Source organism: uncultured Caldilinea sp. (assembly GCF_937128415.1).
GTDB lineage: Bacteria > Chloroflexota > Anaerolineae > Caldilineales > Caldilineaceae > Caldilinea.
In genome coordinates, this window is the sequence record NZ_CAKZMJ010000007.1 from 92,357 (window position 1) to 108,758 (window position 16,402).

A 16,402-nucleotide genomic window follows, 5' to 3' on the forward strand; every position below is an offset into this window, starting at 1 on the left:
ACAGTTTGAGTTTCGTTCGAATCAGGCTTCCAAGGTGCGTCGTTCCGCGATCGATTTTCGTGCAAATTCCAGAAAGCAATTCATCATGAACCGTTTGATTGCTCTGCTGAGGCTGTTGACGGCGGGGGCGATCCTGCTCACTTCTGCACCGGCGCATGCATCCTCTGCGCTGGGGCAAGGTTCACCTATCCCCAGCGCATCTGCGGCGCTGGAAGCAACGCAAACGCCGCTGTCCCCTCCTTTGCTTGAATCCGCTGCGCTGCAAAGCGCCGCCATCCCGTTCGCAGGCGAGGTCGTCATCGCAGAAAACGCCCTGGGCGCCCACTCGGTGGCGTCCGCCGAATTCGATCGCGACGGTCGTCTGGACATTCTCTCCGCCTCGCGCGAGGACGGACAAATTGTCTGGCATCGCAATATCGGCAACCTGAAATTTCGACCCATAGTGCTGACCGTTGCAGGCGGCGCCTATATGGCGATCCCGGCCGACCTCAATCGCGACGGCTACACCGATGCGGTGGCGGTGGCGGTGGGGGCGTTGGCGCCTTCGGCGGCTACGACCACGGAGGCGGAGGCTCCAGCCGTAAGCGACGGCGTTGTTTTCTGGCTGCGCAATAACCTCAGCGCCGGCAGAGTGCAGTTCACCCGCTTCGACATTGACGTTGGGCTGGCCTATCCGGTGGCGGTGCACGCTGCCGACGTCGACGGGGACGGCGACCTCGACGTGCTCGTGACGACGCGCGATGGTCATCAGGTGCTGCTCTATGAGAACGACGGCGCAGGCGATGCGCCCTCTTTCACGCGCCGCGTGATCGACGACAGCCTCTCCGGCGCCGTCGCCGTCGTCACCGGCGATATCGACGGCGACGGCAAGCTGGACATTCTCGCCGCCGGCGAAAACAACAACCAGATCGTCTGGTATCGCAACCTGGGCGGACGGCCCGCCGCCTTTGAGCGCCGCTTCATCCGCAATGGGCCGGCGCCTGATCCTCGTTTCGACTACGCAAAGACGGTTGCCGTGGGCGACATCGACGGCGACGGCGATCTGGACATCGTCTTTGGCTCGGAAAACGAAAATCTGGTCGGCTGGTATGAGAACCAGGGGCGAGGCGCGGCTTTCGTCGAACATGTGCTGACCACCACCGCCGACCATGTCAAGTTGGTGAAGGTGGTGGACATCGACCGGGACGGCGACCTCGACATTTTGGCCGTTTCCTCGGATGACAACACGGTGGCGATCTTCGAGAACGAGGGCGGCCGCCCGCCCCAGTTCACCCGCAAAGTGCTCACCAACGCAGCGCGGGGCGCGCGCGGGGTGCACGCCGCCGATTTTGATCGCGACGGCGACATCGACGTCGTCGTGGCGTCGCGGCTTGACCATCGCATCGCGCTGCATGTCAACACCTCGATTCATCGCTCGGCCGTGCTGGAGGGGGAGCGCGTCGTCAACACTTATCGGCAGACGCGCTCGGTGGCGGCGGCGGACATCGACGATGACGGGCGGATGGACATCGTCTCGACGGCCAACGAGATCGTGGCCTGGCATCGCAACCTGGGAGGCAGTCCTCCGAACTTCGAGTCCTTCGTGATCGACGCAAGCTTTACAGGCGGTCGCTGGGTGACGACCGGCGACATCGACGGCGACGGAGATATCGACATCGTCGCTGCGGATCGAGGCACCAACCGCATCGTCTTTTACGAAAATCAGCTTCGGCAGACCGGCGGAGTCAGTTTTATTGCGCGCATGGTCACAGACTCGGCCTTGCGCGTGCGCGACGTCAACGTGGCCGACCTCGACGGCGATGGCGATCTCGACCTGTATTCCGCCTCCGACGGCGACGACACGGTCGCCTGGTATGAAAACATCGATGGTCAGGGGCGCACGTGGGTCAAACATATCGTCAGCCAGAATGTGCGCTATCCGCGCTCGACCTACGCCGCCGATCTGGATGGCGATGGTCGGCTCGATTTGATGTCGGCGTCTGCGCGAGACAACCGCGTCACAATCTTTCGTCAGACGCGGCCCAAGCAATTCACGGAAGAGACCGTCTACGCCGACGCCAGAGGCGCGCAATTCATCCACGCCGCCGACATCGACGGCGACGGCGACATCGACCTGATCGCCTCCTCCGAGCTTGACCATACGATCGCGTGGTTTTCCAACCGGTTGCGCGTAGGCGGGGGCTTCGACCGCTACGTAGTGAGCAACACGGCCTACGGCGTTCACGCCGCCATCGCCGCCGACATGGACGGCGACGGCGACATGGACATTGTGGCCGCCGTCGAATACGCCAATCAGATCACCTGGTATGAAAACCTGGGCGGCGTCATTCCGACGTGGAAAGAACATGTGATCAGCCCGTTCGCCCAGGTGGCACACGGCGTCTTTGTCGCCGACCTCGACGGCGACGGCGACCTGGACGCACTTTCCGCCTCGCGCGAGGACGGCAAAGTCGCCTGGCACGAGAACCTGGGTGGGCAGTTCCGCCTGTCGCAGACGCCGGTCAACGCCGCGTTCGGCAATCAACGGCTGCTTTTAGACGTGGTTCTTGCGCACCGCGGTCGCGCCGAGAACCCGGCGCTGCGCCTCAACTCGCTGACGCTGCGCTTCGAGGACGAGGCTGGCCGACGACTCACCTCCGAGGAGGCGGCGGGACGGTTCGGCGCGCTGCTCATCTATCAGGACAACGGCGACGGTCGTTTCGACCCATCCTCCGACCCCCTGGTGAAGCGCGAGACGCTGTTCCTTCTCAACAACGGAGAGCTGTTCGTCAACCTGCCCGGCCCGCTCACGCCGCCGAAGGGCGAGACTCGTTATTTCGTTACGGCGGAGGAGCAGGCGGCGCAGTGTGGAAACGGCGCCGTCACCGTTTCGATTGTGGTGAACAGCCAGACCGCCCAGGACGCGCTTACGGGCGTTCCATTGCTGGGGGAATACATGCGCTCCCTGGCCGACGTCAGCGATCCCGGCCAAAATCGCCGGTTGCCGCTCGTGATCAACGAAATCATGGCGGACAATCGCACGTTTATGGAAGACCCGGACGAGCCGATGGAATACCCTGACTGGTTCGAGATCTATAATCCCAGCGGCGTCGCCATCGACATGAGCGGCATGTATCTGACCGACGATCCCGCCGACCTGCGCAAACATCGCGTCGCCGACGGCGTGGTCATCGGGCCTTACAGCTATCTGGTCTTCATCGCCGACGGCGAGCCGGAACAGGGGCCGCTGCACGTATCGTTCAGTTTGAGTCGAGACGGCGAAACGCTCGTGCTCTATGACACGGACGAACGCGGCAACCAGGTGATCGACCAGGTGCGCTTCGGGCCGATGCCGCCCGACGTCTCCTGGGGGCGATCGCCGTTCCGGTCAACCGAATGGATCTTTTTCACAACGCCGACGCCGGGGAGGTTCAACAGCAACTTCACGCCCTCTGTGTCTGTCTATCTGCCGGCCATCTCGAACGGCGCAATCTGCAATTGAAGCCTGTGAGAAGTTGAAACGTTCCGCCAGCCACCGAAACGCCGGAAAGCAGTGCGGCGATGAGCTGCGCCTCCGGGTCGCCAAAACATTTGTTAAAATTCGCCTAGCCGACGGCAAGATGGAACGCTATTGAGCATCGGATGTTCATCGTCATCGGCGTTGTTCAGATTTGACGCCTGCTGAGAAAATGGGAAGGAGTCCTATCATATGCAGTTCACCGTTCGCCCACTGGCGCCCTTCGGTCTGGCCGCAATTCTGGCGGGCGCGCTGGCGCTTTGCGTCATGACAACCGTCAGCGCGCAGCAACAGCCCGCCGACATCCACGCGCAGACAGCGCTGCGCATCAACGAGTTGATGGCCTCCAACGGCTCCACCCTCGTCGATCCCGATGACCCCGACCGCACGCCGGACTGGATCGAGCTGTACAACCCCACCGCCGGCGCGGTCTCGTTGCAAGGGTTGGCCCTCAGCGACGACCCGGCGCGCCCCACGAAACATGTCATTACGCAGAACGTGACCATCCCGCCCAACGGTTTTCTGATTCTCTACGCCGACAATGCGCCCCAACGGGGCCCGCTCCATCTCGACTTTGCCTTGTCTCGAAATGGCGAGTTCGTCGGCCTGTATCTGCTGGACGGCGCCGGCAACGCCACGGCCATCGACGAGGTGGAATTTCCGGCATTGGAGCGGGACGTCGCCTACGCGCGGGCGGTCGACGGTGTGGGAGAATGGCGCATCAGCCGTCCGACGCCGGGCAAGAGCAACACCATCAATCCACCCTGGATCTCCGAAGTGACGCGGCCCACCGTCGCGCCGGACATCCCGGCGCCGACCGAGCCGTTTACCGTCAGCGCCGTCATCACCGACGACGTCAGCGTTGCGCTGGCGGTGCTTTACTACATGACGGCTACGGCGCCCTACACCGATGCGCCGACAAACTGGACGCCGGTTCCAATGACGCCGGTGGGCGGCCATCGCTATGAAGGCGTCATCCCGGGCATGGCGGAGGGCGTGCTGGTGCGCTACTACGTCGAAGCCACCGACGATGCAGGCGACAGCACCCGCTTTCCCACGCTGCCGAGCCGCGCTTACGCCTTTCTGGCCGGCTATCGACCGCCGCAACTGTTGATCAACAAAGTGGTCTCACGCAACGATGTAGTCCCAGACCCGGACGAGCCGGGCGAGAAGCCCGACTGGATCGAGATCTACAATCCAGGCCCGACGGATGTGTTGATGGACGGCCTTTCGCTCACCAATCAACGCAGCCGTCCGCTCCTGTTCCCGCTGCCGAGCGGCATCCGCGTGCCGGCCGGAGGGCTGGTCACCCTGTTGATCGACGGCGATGTGGGGCAGAATCTCTCCAAGAGCAACGAATTCATCTGGCATGTCGGCTCCGGCAATGTGATGAACCGGCTCGAAAATGCCGGGGACTACGTTGGAATTTTTGGCGGGCAGGGGACGATTGTGATCGATGAGTTTGACTGGGATGAGCGACCGCGTTGGGGCGCCTTCGGTCGCATTCCGCTCGGCGGCGCCTGGTCCGATCGCGTCTGCGTGATCGCAATGAATGCGCCAAACGTGCTCTGCGACAAAGAAGTCTTCTTGCCCAACGTACAGCGATGAGAAGCGATCTCCCCTCTTCCAGGAAGCTCGGAGCTTCCTGGAAGAGGGGAGACAAAGGATGATCTACGAATCTTCCTGTTGGCCGCCGCGCCCCACGATCTCGCGCACGACATAGATCGGCTTGTTCTGGCTTTCGTAATAGGTGCGCGTGATCATCTCCGCCAGCAGCCCCATGGTGACAAGCTGCACGCCGATGACGACGAGCAGAACGGCCAGCAAGAGCAGCGGACGGTTGCCGATGCTGGCGCCCCAGAAAAGCTTGAGCGACGTCAGGTACAGGCCGGTCAGAACGCCCAGCGCAATCGACCCCAGCCCCAGTGCGCCGAAGACGTGGATCGGTCGCGTCGAGTACGTCCCCAAAAACCAGACGTTGATCAGATCGAGCATGACGCGAATGGTGCGGCTGATGCCGTACTTCGAGCGGCCGTACTGGCGAGAGCGGTGGTTGACCGGCACCTCCGTCACCGTGGCGCCGACCTGGCTGGCCAACGCCGGGATGAAGCGATGCAGCTCGCCGTAGAGCCGCACATGCTTGAGCACCTCGGTGCGGTAGGCTTTGAGCGAGCAGCCGTAATCGTGCAGGCGCACATCGGTCACGTTGGAGATGAGCCGATTGGCCAACATCGAAGGCAGCTTGCGGTCCAGCCAGCGGTCCTGCCGATTTTTGCGCCAGCCGCTGACGATGTCATAGCCCTCCTCGATCTTCGCCATCAGCAGCGGAATGTCCATCGGGTCGTTTTGCAGATCGGCGTCCATGGTGATCACCACCTCACCGCGCGCATGGGCGAAGCCGGCGGCAAAGGCGGCGGTCTGGCCGAAGTTGCGCCGGAAACGAATGATCGTGTAGCGAGGATCGCGCTCCGCCACTTCCTTCAACAGTTCAAAGCTGCGGTCCTTCGACCCGTCGTCCACGATGATCACCTCGGCGGGTTGGCCGTAGTTGGCGATGGCGGCGTCCAACGCCTCGACGAGATGGGGAATGCTCTCCTCTTCGTTGTAAAGCGGGATGACGATGCTGATTTTGGGTTGCAGGAGGGAGGTTGCCCTCGTTTTGGTCAGGTCTCCGGCGGCCGGCGCCTCTTTCACGGCAGGTGCATTCATCTTTATCCTTCTCCTTCGACCGGGCCAGAGACGCCTGCGTCTGCAAAGGTCGCCATTTCGTTAAGCGTGGCGACAGCCGCGTCGAGCAGCGGCAACGCCATCAGCGCGCCGGTTCCCTCGCCGAGTCGCATATCCAAATTCACCAGGGGGCGCATGTCGAGAAATTCCAGCAGGGCGCGATGGCCCGGCTCCTGGCTCTGATGGCCGGGGATCATGAATGCCTTCGCCGCCGGACAAAGCCCGGCGGCCAGGGCGGCGCCGGCGGTCGAAATGAGGCCGTCGATGATCACCGGCGTGCGCGCGGCGGCTGCCGCCAACGCCACGCCTGCGATGGCGCCGATCTCGAATCCACCCACCTTGCTCAGCACATCGATGGGGTCGCTGGGGTCGGGCATGTGCAGCCTCAACGCTCGTTCGATCACCTCGACCTTTTTCTGCCAGCCGCTGCGCCCGACGCCTGCGCCCAGGCCCGTGACTTCGATCACAGGCCGCCGAGTGAGCGCGGCGACGATGGCCGCGCTCGCCGTCGTGTTGCCGATGCCCATCTCACCCGTCAACAGCACACGTGCGCCTTGTGCAATAGCCCGCTCCGCCGCAGCGATGCCGACCTCGACGGCGGCCACCGCCTCGTTGCGCGACATGGCAGGCTCTTGGGCGAAATTATGCGTGCCCGGGCGAATTTTGGCTTTGATCAGGTTGGGATGGTCGGGCAAATCGCTCTTCACGCCTACGTCGACGACGGTGACCTCCGCGCCGAAGAGGCGGGCCAGGACGTTGACCGCCGCGCCGCCGGCCAGAAAATTCAACACCATCTGCGCCGTCACTTCCGAGGGATAGGCGCTGACGCCTTCGGCGACGACGCCGTGGTCGCTTGCGCACACGATCACCCGGCGAGGATGTAGGGCAGGGCGCATCTGCCCTGTAATGCCGGCCAGCTGGATGCTCAATTCTTCCAGACGCCCCAGCGCACCGGCGGGTTTGGTGAGGATTTGCTGTCGCCGCTGGGCGGCTTCGCTCGCTGCGGCGTCGAGGCCGCCGATGCGAGCGATCGTCTCGCCCAAGCTGCGCCCTGGCAGTTTTTCCGATGACAGTTTTTCCAGGTTCATTGTGGCGCTGCCTTTCCTATATTGCCGTCGATCACGAGACGGAGAGGAAGGTTGGATGCGTCGATTGTGCAGGCGACCACGGCGGGACGGCCCAGCGCCCGCGCACAGGCGGCCAGCGGATCGATCGGGCCGCCCTGCAAGGCGACCACTGCTGTGCAGGCGGGCAACGCCGCCGCAGCGGCGCTCTCCAGCGTCGGGCACACCAAGACGGGCTCTGCTCCTGGCCTGGCGAGCTTGCCCAGCGCAACCACTGCGCCGGCGCCGACGCCCGACGAGACAGGAAGATCGGCCTCAATCGTCGCCGCCTCCCGGTCGCCCCACAACAGATCTGCGCTGCGTCGCCGCCGCCACCTCTCCAGAGCGGCGCGGCGCTCCGCCGCCGTTGCGTGAATGCCCGAGCGGTCGCTGATGTTCCACTCGCCGGTCATCATCTCCTTGACTTCCTCGATTTCGTAAAAGAACACATCCTCCGGCGTCGTCAGCCGATGGTCGGCGGCGGCCTCTTCGCCGGCGGCCAGCGCCCAGCGGCGCGCGCCGGCCAGAACATGAGAGAAGGCGTGAAGGCCGCCGCTTTGCAGCTCGAGCAGACGACGCATGCGTTCGACCGACTGCTGCGCTTCCTTGCGCGCCTTAGCGTCGACCGCCGCCAACAGCGGGGTTGGATCGGGGGCTGTCGGCGCCGCCGTCTGCGTCTGCCGGCCGGCCCTGCACACGGCGGCAAACAGGGCGTCCGGCTTTTCATTCCAGCGCGGATTCGCCATCTCGCCCTCGTCGAAGCTGCGGTGTCCATAAGCCGCCATGAAACTATGCAGTTCTTCGGCGAACGCTCCTGCCGGCGCGCTCTTTTCCCAGTCGGCGAAGGCGCCGGCCTGCAGCCAGGCGCCGACCGCCGGATCGCCGGCGAGCCCGGCGAGCTTCACCACGCGCTGCGCCATGTCCAGCTCCACGCCTTGAACGCCGCCCAACGCGCGTGCAATCAAGGCGACGCGTTCGCTCACCGGTCGGCTGCTCAGCAGAGACAACAACTTTCGATACTCGCGTTCGAGGTTGTGACGGGCTGCAAAGTACGGCAACAGCGCATTGGCGCCGACCCGCTCGATCTCTTCCATGATCAGCAAAATCTCCGCCTGAGACCAGCGAAAGCCCATCACGCGCTGGCGCCAGGCGCTGACTTTGGCGGTGATGTCGGGCAGCTCTGCACGCAGCGCATCGAGCGTTTCTTCGATCTTCTTCGCTGCGCGGCCCAGCTTGATGGCGGCGAAGAAGCCGGACTTTTCGTTGGGGACCACCGGCCGCGCCTTCCCATCCAGAAAAAAGGCCGGGGATTCCACGCCGGCGCGTTCAGCATCCAGACGGGCCGAGATCGAGAGATTGACGAACGGCCGCCCATCGTGCACCCTCACCACGCGCGAGCGGGGGGTCGGCTCAAATCCCAGCCTGTCGAAGTACAGATACCAGGTGCGCGCCGTCACCTCGGCGAAGAGGCTGTTGGTGAACGGCGTCAATGCTCCTGGCGTCAGCGGCTCGAAGAAGGAGCGCACCCACACGTCGCCGTTCTCTGCGCCTTCATGGATAAATTTGTAATCGATCACAATGTCCTCTCAAGGGCATGAGCTGCTTGCAAAAATCCATCACGATCTTCGTAGCCGACGCCACAACTGACGGCAATTCAAGTCTTTGCAATCGGAGCGTTCGATTGCAGCCACAACGTTCGCAGCCACAACGCTTGATTGTCTCAATATCTGCAGGATGTGTCAATTTGGTTCCACAATGATTGTGCATACCCACAATGAATTGTGCATATCCACAATGCAAACACCGTCTCTGCAATTTGGCCGATCGCTCGGCTCCACGGTATCATAAAGGATGGTCTGCAACGAGGGACCCGGTGCACCGCCGGCCCCTCGTTCTTTCTGTTCGCAGGGCGGTCCTGCGGGCGTCTCCATAGAAAGAAGGAAAGGATGGTTCAATGAACGGTGCAAACGAACGTCAGTACGAGTTGGTCTACATTCTCCAGCCCCAGCTAGATGAAGCGGGGATCAACAGCTTCGACGCGCGGCTGTGCGACGTCATCACAGCCCAGGGCGGCCGTGACATCGCCACCGAACTGTGGGGAAAGCGCACGCTCGCCTATCCGATCAACCATCAGTTTGAAGGGTATTACATCTTGCATCGCTTTCAGATGCCGCCGACAGGCACGGAAGAAGTGGAGCGTCTGCTCCGCTACAGTGAAGATGTGATGCGTTTTCTGCTGATGCGCAAGGATGAGTGACGCCAGGAAAGGATAGAGACATGAGCGAGCAAACGAAACCCACGCCCGAAATGGAAGAAAGCGCCGCCCCGCTGACCGAAAATCAACCGAAACTGGTCGCTCCCTCGGCGCCGCCGCCTGCGCCGATCTTCGATGATGACGAAGATGAGATCATCGACGAAGAGCTGGAGGAAGAGGTTGAGGAGGAAGGGTTCACAGCGCCGGAGCAGTACGTCGAACGCGAAGGTTCTGGCCGCGTGCGACGCATCGGCTCTGACGTGCGCTATGAAGAGATCGACTACAAAAACATCGGGCTGCTTTCGCGCTTTTTAGATCGTCGCGGCCGCATTCTGTCGCGACGCAAGACGCGCGTCAGCGCCAAGGTGCAGCGCAAAATTGCGCGTGAAATCAAGCGGGCGCGGCAACTGGCGCTGCTGCCCTACACCGCCGATCAAACCCGCATTGTTCGCAAACGGAAATAAGTTATGGCCGAGCGCAACAAGAGAAAGCAGGCCGCCAAAGAGTCCAACGACCTGCAACGGGAGTTGACGCGCAAGGAACAGCGGCTGCGCCAGCGCGATCGCGAACGACACAAAAAGCTGTACACGTTCGTGGGCGTCGCGTTGGGCGCCGCTCTTCTTTTTATCCTGATCGGCGTGATCTATCAGTTCCTCGTGTTGCCGCGCCAACAGGTGGCGCGCGTCGGCGACGTCTCCATCACCGCCGAGCAGTTCTGGAAGCGCGTCAAATATGAGCAGAGCCAGCTCCAAAACCAATTGATTCGCTACCAGCAGCTGGAACAACAGTTCGGCAATCAAGGCTTCTTTGCGGGGCAGATCAGTCAACTCCAGGGCACGTTGGGCAGTCCCTTTGCGCTGGGGCAACAGGCGCTCAACGCCATGCTGGAGGATGCCATCATCCTGCAAGAGGCGGCGAAACGCGGCCTGGTCGTCACCGACGAGGAGGTGGAAGCCGCCCTGCGCGAGGAGATCGCCAATAGCCTGGGGCTGGTGACCGAGCCGCAGGCGACCGCCACTGCTCAGGCGCAGATCGACGCCACCGCCACCGCTGCGGCGTGGACGCCGACGCCGACGGCCACGGTGGACGCCAGCAATCCGGTCACGGCCACGGCGACGCCGATTCCCACGCCGCCAATTCCACCGACGCCCGCCATTCTCACCGACACGCTCTATGCGGAAACGCTGGACGCCTTCCAAAAGTCGTTGCAGCAAGTGGCCGGCTTCACGCTCGACGAGTACAAGCAGCTGATTCGCGCCCGCCTGTTGCGCGAGAAGCTGCAGGAGGTCATCGCCGACGAGCGCGTGGCGACGACGGAGGAAGCCGTGCACGCCCGCCACATCTTGCTGCGCATACGCGAGCCGGCGCCGACGCCCACGCCGCTGCCTGAGGGTGTGACGCCCACGCCGACGCCGGAAGGCATGCCGACGCCCACGCCGACGCCAGAACCGCGCAACGAAGAGCAAACGCTGGCGCTGGCCAACGAGCTGCGCCAACGGCTGCTCAACGGCGAAGACTTCGCCACGCTGGCCGCCGAATACAGCGACGACCCCGGCAGCGCAGCGCAGGGCGGCGATCTGGGGTGGTTCGGCAGGGGTCGCATGGTGTCGCCCTTTGAAGAAGCCGCCTTCAGCCTGCCTGTCGGGGAGATCAGCGAGCCGGTCAAAACCGACTTCGGCTATCACATCATCCAGGTGCTGGAGCGAGACTCGGCGCACCCCAAGGATGAAAATCAGCTCGCCCAGGAGCGCATCCAGGCGTTCCAGACCTGGCTGAACGAGCAGCTGGCGCGAGAAGATATTCAACGACCCGCCAATCTGGTGAGCCTGTTGCCGGCGGGTTTGTGACAGACTGATTCAAGACAATGAATTATGAAAGAGGGCGGTGATGAACCGCCCTCTTGATTTTCCCATGCTTTCGTGAGTCGACAGGAACGTCCGGCTAGAGGCTGAACCTGCGTCCATTGCCGGATTCTTTCCTGTAAATTCATCACCGTCCGGCGGACAGGTCGTCCAACATCTTCGCCAGCTCCTCTGCGGAGGTGACCGGCAGCTTGCAGGCGTAGTTCTCGCACACGTAGGCGGTCGCCTTGCCGTCCACCAGCGTGCGCCCCTGCAACAGCGGCAACATGCTCTCCTGGTCCGGCTCCTTCAGCGCCACGACGGCGTGCGGCAGGAAACGGCGCCGCACTTCCGCCAGCAACGCCTGCGTCGCCGGGTCATCTCGTCTTCCGACGATGGCGATCTCCTGCGAGGGGCTGAGATAGGCGTCCAGCACGCAGAGCAATCGGCCAAAACCGGTCGGCTGTTGCGCCATGGCGTCCTTCATCATCAACAGAATGCGCCCCGCCTCTGTGCGATATTCAGGCTTATCCAGGAAGACCGAGAGCCGCAGCAGCGCCTCGGCGGCCAACGAGTTGCCCGAGGGAAGGGCGTTGTCGACAAAATCTTTGCGCCGCGCCACCAGCGCTTCGTGGTCGACGCCGGTCTGGAAGAAACCGCCGGCAGGATCGTAAAATTGCTCGAACATGATCTGGGCGAGCCGCGTCGCCTCGCCCAGCCAGCGCAGGTCGAACGTTGTTTCATACAGCGCAATCAAAGCCCGAATGAAAGACGCGTAGTCTTCCAGATAGGCGTTGAAGCGCGCCCGCCCATCCTTGTAGGAACGGTAGAGCCGACCGTCGGGCTGGCTCATCTGCGCCAGGATGAACTCCGCCGCACGCACTGCTGCAGCCAGCGCGTCCTGCCGTCCCAGCACGACGCCGCATTCGGCCAGCGCGTGGATCATCAAGCCATTCCATTCGGTGAGAATCTTCTCATCGCGAGCGGGCTTGACGCGCGTCTCCCGGTGCGCAAAGAGGACGGCGCGACCGCGGCGCAGCGCTTCCTGCACCTCCGCCTCGCTGACCTTGAAGCGTTGCGCCACCTGCTCGACGTTGCGCACGACGCTCAAAATGTTCTTGCCCTCGAAATTGCCGCGTGCGGAGACGCCGTAATAGTCGCTGAAGACGGCGGCGGTGTGCGGATCGAGCAGAGACTCGATCTCCTGTTGAGACCAGAGGAAAAACTTGCCCTCGTGACCTTCGCTGTCGGCGTCCTGCGTGCTGTAGAAACCGCCATCCGGCGCCGTCATCTCGCGCAGCACGTAGTCGATGGTCTCCTCGACCACGCGACGGAAGAGCGGGCGCTGCGTAACCTGCCAGGCGTGCAGGTAGGTGCGCAGCAGCTGCGCGTTGTCGTAGAGCATCTTCTCGAAATGGGGAACGAGCCAGATCGCATCGACGCTGTAGCGGTGGAAGCCGCCGCCAAGCTGGTCATAGATGCCGCCGTGCGCCATCTTCTCCAGCGTCAGCTCCGCCATGTAGAGCGCGTCGAGGTTGCCGCTGCGCACGTACTGGGTCAGGGCGAAGTCGAGCGTCATCGGCTGCGGGAATTTGGGCTGGCTGCCAAAGCCGCCGTCCTCCTCGTCGAAATACTGGCGCATCCGCCCCAACGCCTCTTCCAGAATCTCCTCGCCTAGCTCGCCGCCGTCGGCGCGCAGCGAAGCCGAACGCCGCAACATCGACGCCAGGCGCTCCGCCTGCCCTTCGACCATCTCGCGGCGCTCGCGATAGGCTTCCGCCACCGCGCGCAGCACCTGCTGGAAGCTGGGCATGCCATAGCGCGGCTCCTTGGGGAAGTAGGTGCCGCCGTAGAAGGGCTTGCCCTCCGGCGTCAGCCAGACGCTCATCGGCCAGCCGCCCTGGCCGGTCATCGCCTGCACCGCGTCCATGTAGATGGCGTCGAGGTCAGGGCGCTCCTCGCGATCGACCTTGATATTGATAAACAGCTCGTTCATCAGCGCCGCCGTCTCTTCATCTTCAAAACTTTCACGCTCCATCACATGACACCAGTGACATGCGCTATAGCCGATGGAAAGAAAGATCGGTTTATCCTCGGCGCGCGCCCGCTGCAGCGCCTCCTCTCCCCAGGGATGCCAGTCCACCGGATTGTGGGCGTGCTGGAGAAGATATGGGGAGGTCTCGTGGATCAGGCGATTGGTGTGTTTATGGGTGTTCATGGCGCTCCTTTGTACAGCCTCGCATTCTTCTTCACATTTTGTTTATGGTACCATGGCTGCAGAAAGTTGCATGTAAGCAAGCATCGGAGTCGCCAAATTGATGAACATTTGGCTCATTTCTCCTTATCACGCCGGAAGCCATCGAGCGTGGGCGGAAGGCTATGCTCGCTGCTCTCGCCACACCGTCTCGTTGCTGACCATGTCCGGAAGCTTCTGGAAGTGGCGCATGCAGGGCGGCGCCATCGAGCTGACGCTGCAGGCGCAGCGCCTGTTGGAGGCCGGGCCTCCGCCCGACGTCATTCTCGCCACCGATATGCTCAACCTTCCGGCATGGCTGGGGTTGATGCGCCGGTCGCTGCCCGCCTCGATTCCGGTCGCCTTGTACATGCACGAAAATCAGCTCACCTATCCCTGGCGCCCAGGCGAAGGCCGCGACCTTTCTTTCGCCATGATCAACTGGTTGAGCCAGCTCGTCGCCGACGTGGTCTTTTTCAATAGCCGTTATCATCTCGACGCCTGGTTCGGCGAGCTGCCCAATTTGCTCAAACACTTTCCCGATTACAACCATCTGGAGCAGATCGAGGAGGTGCGGGCGCGCAGCGAGGTGCTGCCTGTCGGCGTCGAAGCGCATGCGATCGCCAAAGCGGCGGGTTGTCGTCTCAACATCGGACAGAGAGGAGAAAGGGAACATTCAACCGAGGCTGTCGCCTCTCCCACCCATGCTCCGCTGATTTTGTGGAACCAACGTTGGGAGTACGACAAACGTCCCGACCGCTTTTTCGCCCTGCTCTATCGGCTGCGCGCGGCGGGCGTCCCATTTCGGCTGGCCGTCGCCGGGGAAAACTTCCGTCAATCCCCTCAGGAATTCGCCGAAGCGGCCGAACGCCTCGCCGACGTCATTGTGCACTGGGGGTACGTCGAGTCGCGCGAAGCCTACTGGGCGCTGCTGGCCGCCAGCGACCTGGTCATCAGCACGGCGGAGCATGAGTTTTTCGGCGTCAGCGTGCTGGAGGCGATCGCAGCCGGCGCATTTCCCCTGCTGCCCAATCGCCTGAGCTACCCGGAGCTGATTCCGGCGGAGCTACACCCCGCCTGTCTGTACAACGATGAAGAAGACCTCTTCATGAAGGCGGCGACGCGCCTGCGTTCGCCGCGTCCGGCGCCGCCCTCGTTGCGCCGCTCCGTGCTGCAACGCTTTGACTGGCCTCGCGTCGCTGCAGCCTATGACGAGCGATTGGAAGCGCTGGCGCGAAAGTAGCTACAACGCAAAGGCGCAAAACTCAGGCAAAAGCGCGTCGGCGGGTTTTCATCGTTTGGGGCGCCGCCGGCGCGCAGCGCTGATATCAATTTCGGGCCTTCTCGTTTCCTGGTTGAAATGGGAGATGCGCTAAAATCATTCAGCGGCGACTCTGGCGGAGCCAATCCCAGAGCAGGCCGGCAACCCAGGATTTTTGCGAATGGACAAAATCTCTTTTCTGCTGGAATTGGCGTGACTGCCTTATGCACCCGAAACTGCGCAACCTCGATATTCGGCCCATCGTTTACGAAGGCTTTCCCTACATTCTGCTTCGCGACCCACAGCGGCTGACCGATCAACAGCTCTTTGTGCCGCAGCCGCTGGCGACTGTGCTGGCCTTCTTCGACGGTCATCATCGCCTCGATGAGGTGCCGGAAGTGCACCGTCGTTTTTATGGCATCTCGATTCCCGACGATCTGGTGCACAGGCTGGCGGAAGCGCTCGACGAGGCGTTCATGCTCGACAACGATCGCTCGGCGGCGCGCCGGGCCGAGGCGCTGGCCGAGTATCGCAGCGCGCCGTTTCGCGCCCCCGCCCTGGCCGGTGCAGGCTATCCCGACGACGCAAAGGCGCTGTGGAACCTGCTGCAGGATTATCTGGAGGCCAGCGACGTCGCAGCCGAGGCGGTCGACTGGAGCGCGCCGATCGGCCTGCTCAGCCCTCACATCGACTACCCGCGCGGGGGGCGGGTCTACGCGCATGTCTGGAAGCGCGCGGCGCAGGCTGCACGCGAGGCGGAGCTGGTCATCCTGTTGGGCGTCGATCACTACGGCGCCGATCCGTTCACCCTCACGCGCCAGAATTACGCCACGCCTTATGGCGTGTTGCCCACCGAAACCGCCATCGTCGATCGGCTCGCAGCAGTGCTCGGCGAGGAGGCGGCTTTCGCTGGCGAGCTGCGCCATCGCGGGGAGCACTCGTTGGAGCTGGTGGCGGTCTGGCTGCATCATCTGCGCGAAGGACGCCCGGCGCCCGTCGTGCCGATCCTGACAGGCTCCTTCCACCCCTTCATGCTCAACGGCGACACGCCCTCCGCCGACCCGAAGATTGGGGCTGTGCTGGAGGTGCTGCGCAGGGCCATGGCAGGCCGGCGCACGCTGATCGTCGCTTCAGGCGACCTTGCGCACGTCGGCCCGGCCTTCGGCGGCGCGCCGTTGGATGCGGCGGGGCGCCGCACGCTGCGCACCGCCGACGAAGAGTTGCTCGACGCCATGCGCCGGGGAGACGCCGCCGGTTTCTTCAGCGCCATCCGTCGCGTGCAGAACCGCAACAACGTCTGCGGCGTGGCGCCGATCTACTTGACCCTGCGCTTGCTCGGCCAGAGCCGCGGCGAACCGGCGGGCTACGCCATCTGTCCGGCGGATGAGCAGAACACTTCGGTCGTCAGCGTGGCCGGAATGGTCTTTCAAGGGGAAAAATTTTGACACAGACGCAGCGGCGTGTTATTGATGAACGATGCGCGTTCG

Annotated in this window: 11 protein-coding genes; 7 read left to right on the forward strand and 4 right to left on the reverse strand. The window is 63.1% G+C overall.

The features are described 5' to 3' along the window. Window positions 1-85 precede the first annotated feature (85 nt). Both Q0367_RS01275 and Q0367_RS01280 read left to right on the forward strand, forming a co-directional pair. On the forward strand, window positions 86-3,481 hold the full coding sequence (locus Q0367_RS01275; protein WP_297640857.1) for an FG-GAP-like repeat-containing protein: 3,396 nt from the start codon (window positions 86-88) through the stop codon (window positions 3,479-3,481). A gap of 207 nt (window positions 3,482-3,688) precedes the next feature. Beyond that, window positions 3,689-5,104: a lamin tail domain-containing protein gene (locus tag Q0367_RS01280; RefSeq protein WP_297640859.1), complete on the forward strand. Its 1,416-nt coding sequence runs from the start codon at window positions 3,689-3,691 to the stop codon at window positions 5,102-5,104. A 63-nt stretch (window positions 5,105-5,167) separates the two neighbouring features. Here the strand turns inward: Q0367_RS01280 and Q0367_RS01285 are convergent, their stop codons facing one another. From Q0367_RS01285 to Q0367_RS01295, 3 genes are read right to left on the reverse strand one after another with little or no spacing between them, the layout of a single operon-like run. After that, window positions 5,168-6,205, reverse strand: a complete 1,038-nt coding sequence (locus Q0367_RS01285) for a glycosyltransferase family 2 protein (RefSeq protein ID WP_297640860.1) — start codon at window positions 6,203-6,205, stop codon at window positions 5,168-5,170. A gap of 2 nt (window positions 6,206-6,207) precedes the next feature. Further along, entirely contained in the window at window positions 6,208-7,311 is a 1,104-nt protein-coding gene (cobT, locus tag Q0367_RS01290; protein ID WP_297640862.1) for a nicotinate-nucleotide--dimethylbenzimidazole phosphoribosyltransferase, read from the reverse strand. Further along, window positions 7,308-8,903 (reverse strand): PEP-utilizing enzyme, encoded by a 1,596-nt coding sequence (locus tag Q0367_RS01295; protein ID WP_297640864.1) that lies wholly within the window; start codon window positions 8,901-8,903, stop codon window positions 7,308-7,310. Before Q0367_RS01295 ends, cobT begins: the two co-directional genes overlap by 4 nt. 377 nt (window positions 8,904-9,280) lie before the next feature. On the opposite strand from Q0367_RS01295, the gene rpsF reads away from it, so the two are divergent. The 3 genes from rpsF to Q0367_RS01310 all read left to right on the forward strand — a co-directional run bounded on the left by rpsF (window position 9,281) and on the right by Q0367_RS01310 (window position 11,427). Then, a complete protein-coding gene (gene rpsF / locus Q0367_RS01300; RefSeq protein ID WP_297640866.1) occupies window positions 9,281-9,583 on the forward strand; it encodes a 30S ribosomal protein S6 in 303 nt (100 codons plus the stop codon). 236 nt (window positions 9,584-9,819) lie between these two features. Further along, on the forward strand, window positions 9,820-10,044 hold the full coding sequence (rpsR, locus tag Q0367_RS21020) for a 30S ribosomal protein S18 (RefSeq protein ID WP_044277192.1): 225 nt from the start codon (window positions 9,820-9,822) through the stop codon (window positions 10,042-10,044). A 3-nt stretch (window positions 10,045-10,047) separates the two neighbouring features. Beyond that, on the forward strand, window positions 10,048-11,427 hold the full coding sequence (locus Q0367_RS01310) for a peptidylprolyl isomerase (RefSeq protein ID WP_297640868.1): 1,380 nt from the start codon (window positions 10,048-10,050) through the stop codon (window positions 11,425-11,427). Window positions 11,428-11,569: 142 nt separating this feature from the next. Here the strand turns inward: Q0367_RS01310 and Q0367_RS01315 are convergent, their stop codons facing one another. Beyond that, window positions 11,570-13,639 (reverse strand): thioredoxin domain-containing protein, encoded by a 2,070-nt coding sequence (locus Q0367_RS01315; RefSeq protein WP_297640870.1) that lies wholly within the window; start codon window positions 13,637-13,639, stop codon window positions 11,570-11,572. A gap of 100 nt (window positions 13,640-13,739) precedes the next feature. Between Q0367_RS01315 and Q0367_RS01320 the strand changes: the two genes are divergently transcribed. Both Q0367_RS01320 and amrB read left to right on the forward strand, forming a co-directional pair. After that, window positions 13,740-14,897, forward strand: a complete 1,158-nt coding sequence (locus Q0367_RS01320) for a DUF3524 domain-containing protein (RefSeq protein WP_297640872.1) — start codon at window positions 13,740-13,742, stop codon at window positions 14,895-14,897. Between the two features lie 242 nt (window positions 14,898-15,139). Next, window positions 15,140-16,360 (forward strand): AmmeMemoRadiSam system protein B, encoded by a 1,221-nt coding sequence (gene amrB, locus Q0367_RS01325; protein ID WP_298980680.1) that lies wholly within the window; start codon window positions 15,140-15,142, stop codon window positions 16,358-16,360. The last annotated feature ends 42 nt before the right edge of the window (window positions 16,361-16,402 follow it).

What these genes read in the sequence shown, in the direction of transcription:
- rpsF (WP_297640866.1), top strand. Translation starts at nt 9,281, where the DNA reads ATGAACGGTGCAAACGAACGTCAGTACGAGTTGGTCTACATTCTCCAG.
- Q0367_RS01320 (WP_297640872.1), top strand. Translation starts at nt 13,740, where the DNA reads ATGAACATTTGGCTCATTTCTCCTTATCACGCCGGAAGCCATCGAGCG.
- Q0367_RS01275 (WP_297640857.1), top strand. Translation starts at nt 86, where the DNA reads ATGAACCGTTTGATTGCTCTGCTGAGGCTGTTGACGGCGGGGGCGATC.
- amrB (WP_298980680.1), top strand. Translation starts at nt 15,140, where the DNA reads ATGCACCCGAAACTGCGCAACCTCGATATTCGGCCCATCGTTTACGAA.
- Q0367_RS01315 (WP_297640870.1), bottom strand. Translation starts at nt 13,639, where the DNA reads ATGAACACCCATAAACACACCAATCGCCTGATCCACGAGACCTCCCCA.
- Q0367_RS01310 (WP_297640868.1), top strand. Translation starts at nt 10,048, where the DNA reads ATGGCCGAGCGCAACAAGAGAAAGCAGGCCGCCAAAGAGTCCAACGAC.
- Q0367_RS01280 (WP_297640859.1), top strand. Translation starts at nt 3,689, where the DNA reads ATGCAGTTCACCGTTCGCCCACTGGCGCCCTTCGGTCTGGCCGCAATT.
- cobT (WP_297640862.1), bottom strand. Translation starts at nt 7,311, where the DNA reads ATGAACCTGGAAAAACTGTCATCGGAAAAACTGCCAGGGCGCAGCTTG.
- Q0367_RS01285 (WP_297640860.1), bottom strand. Translation starts at nt 6,205, where the DNA reads ATGAATGCACCTGCCGTGAAAGAGGCGCCGGCCGCCGGAGACCTGACC.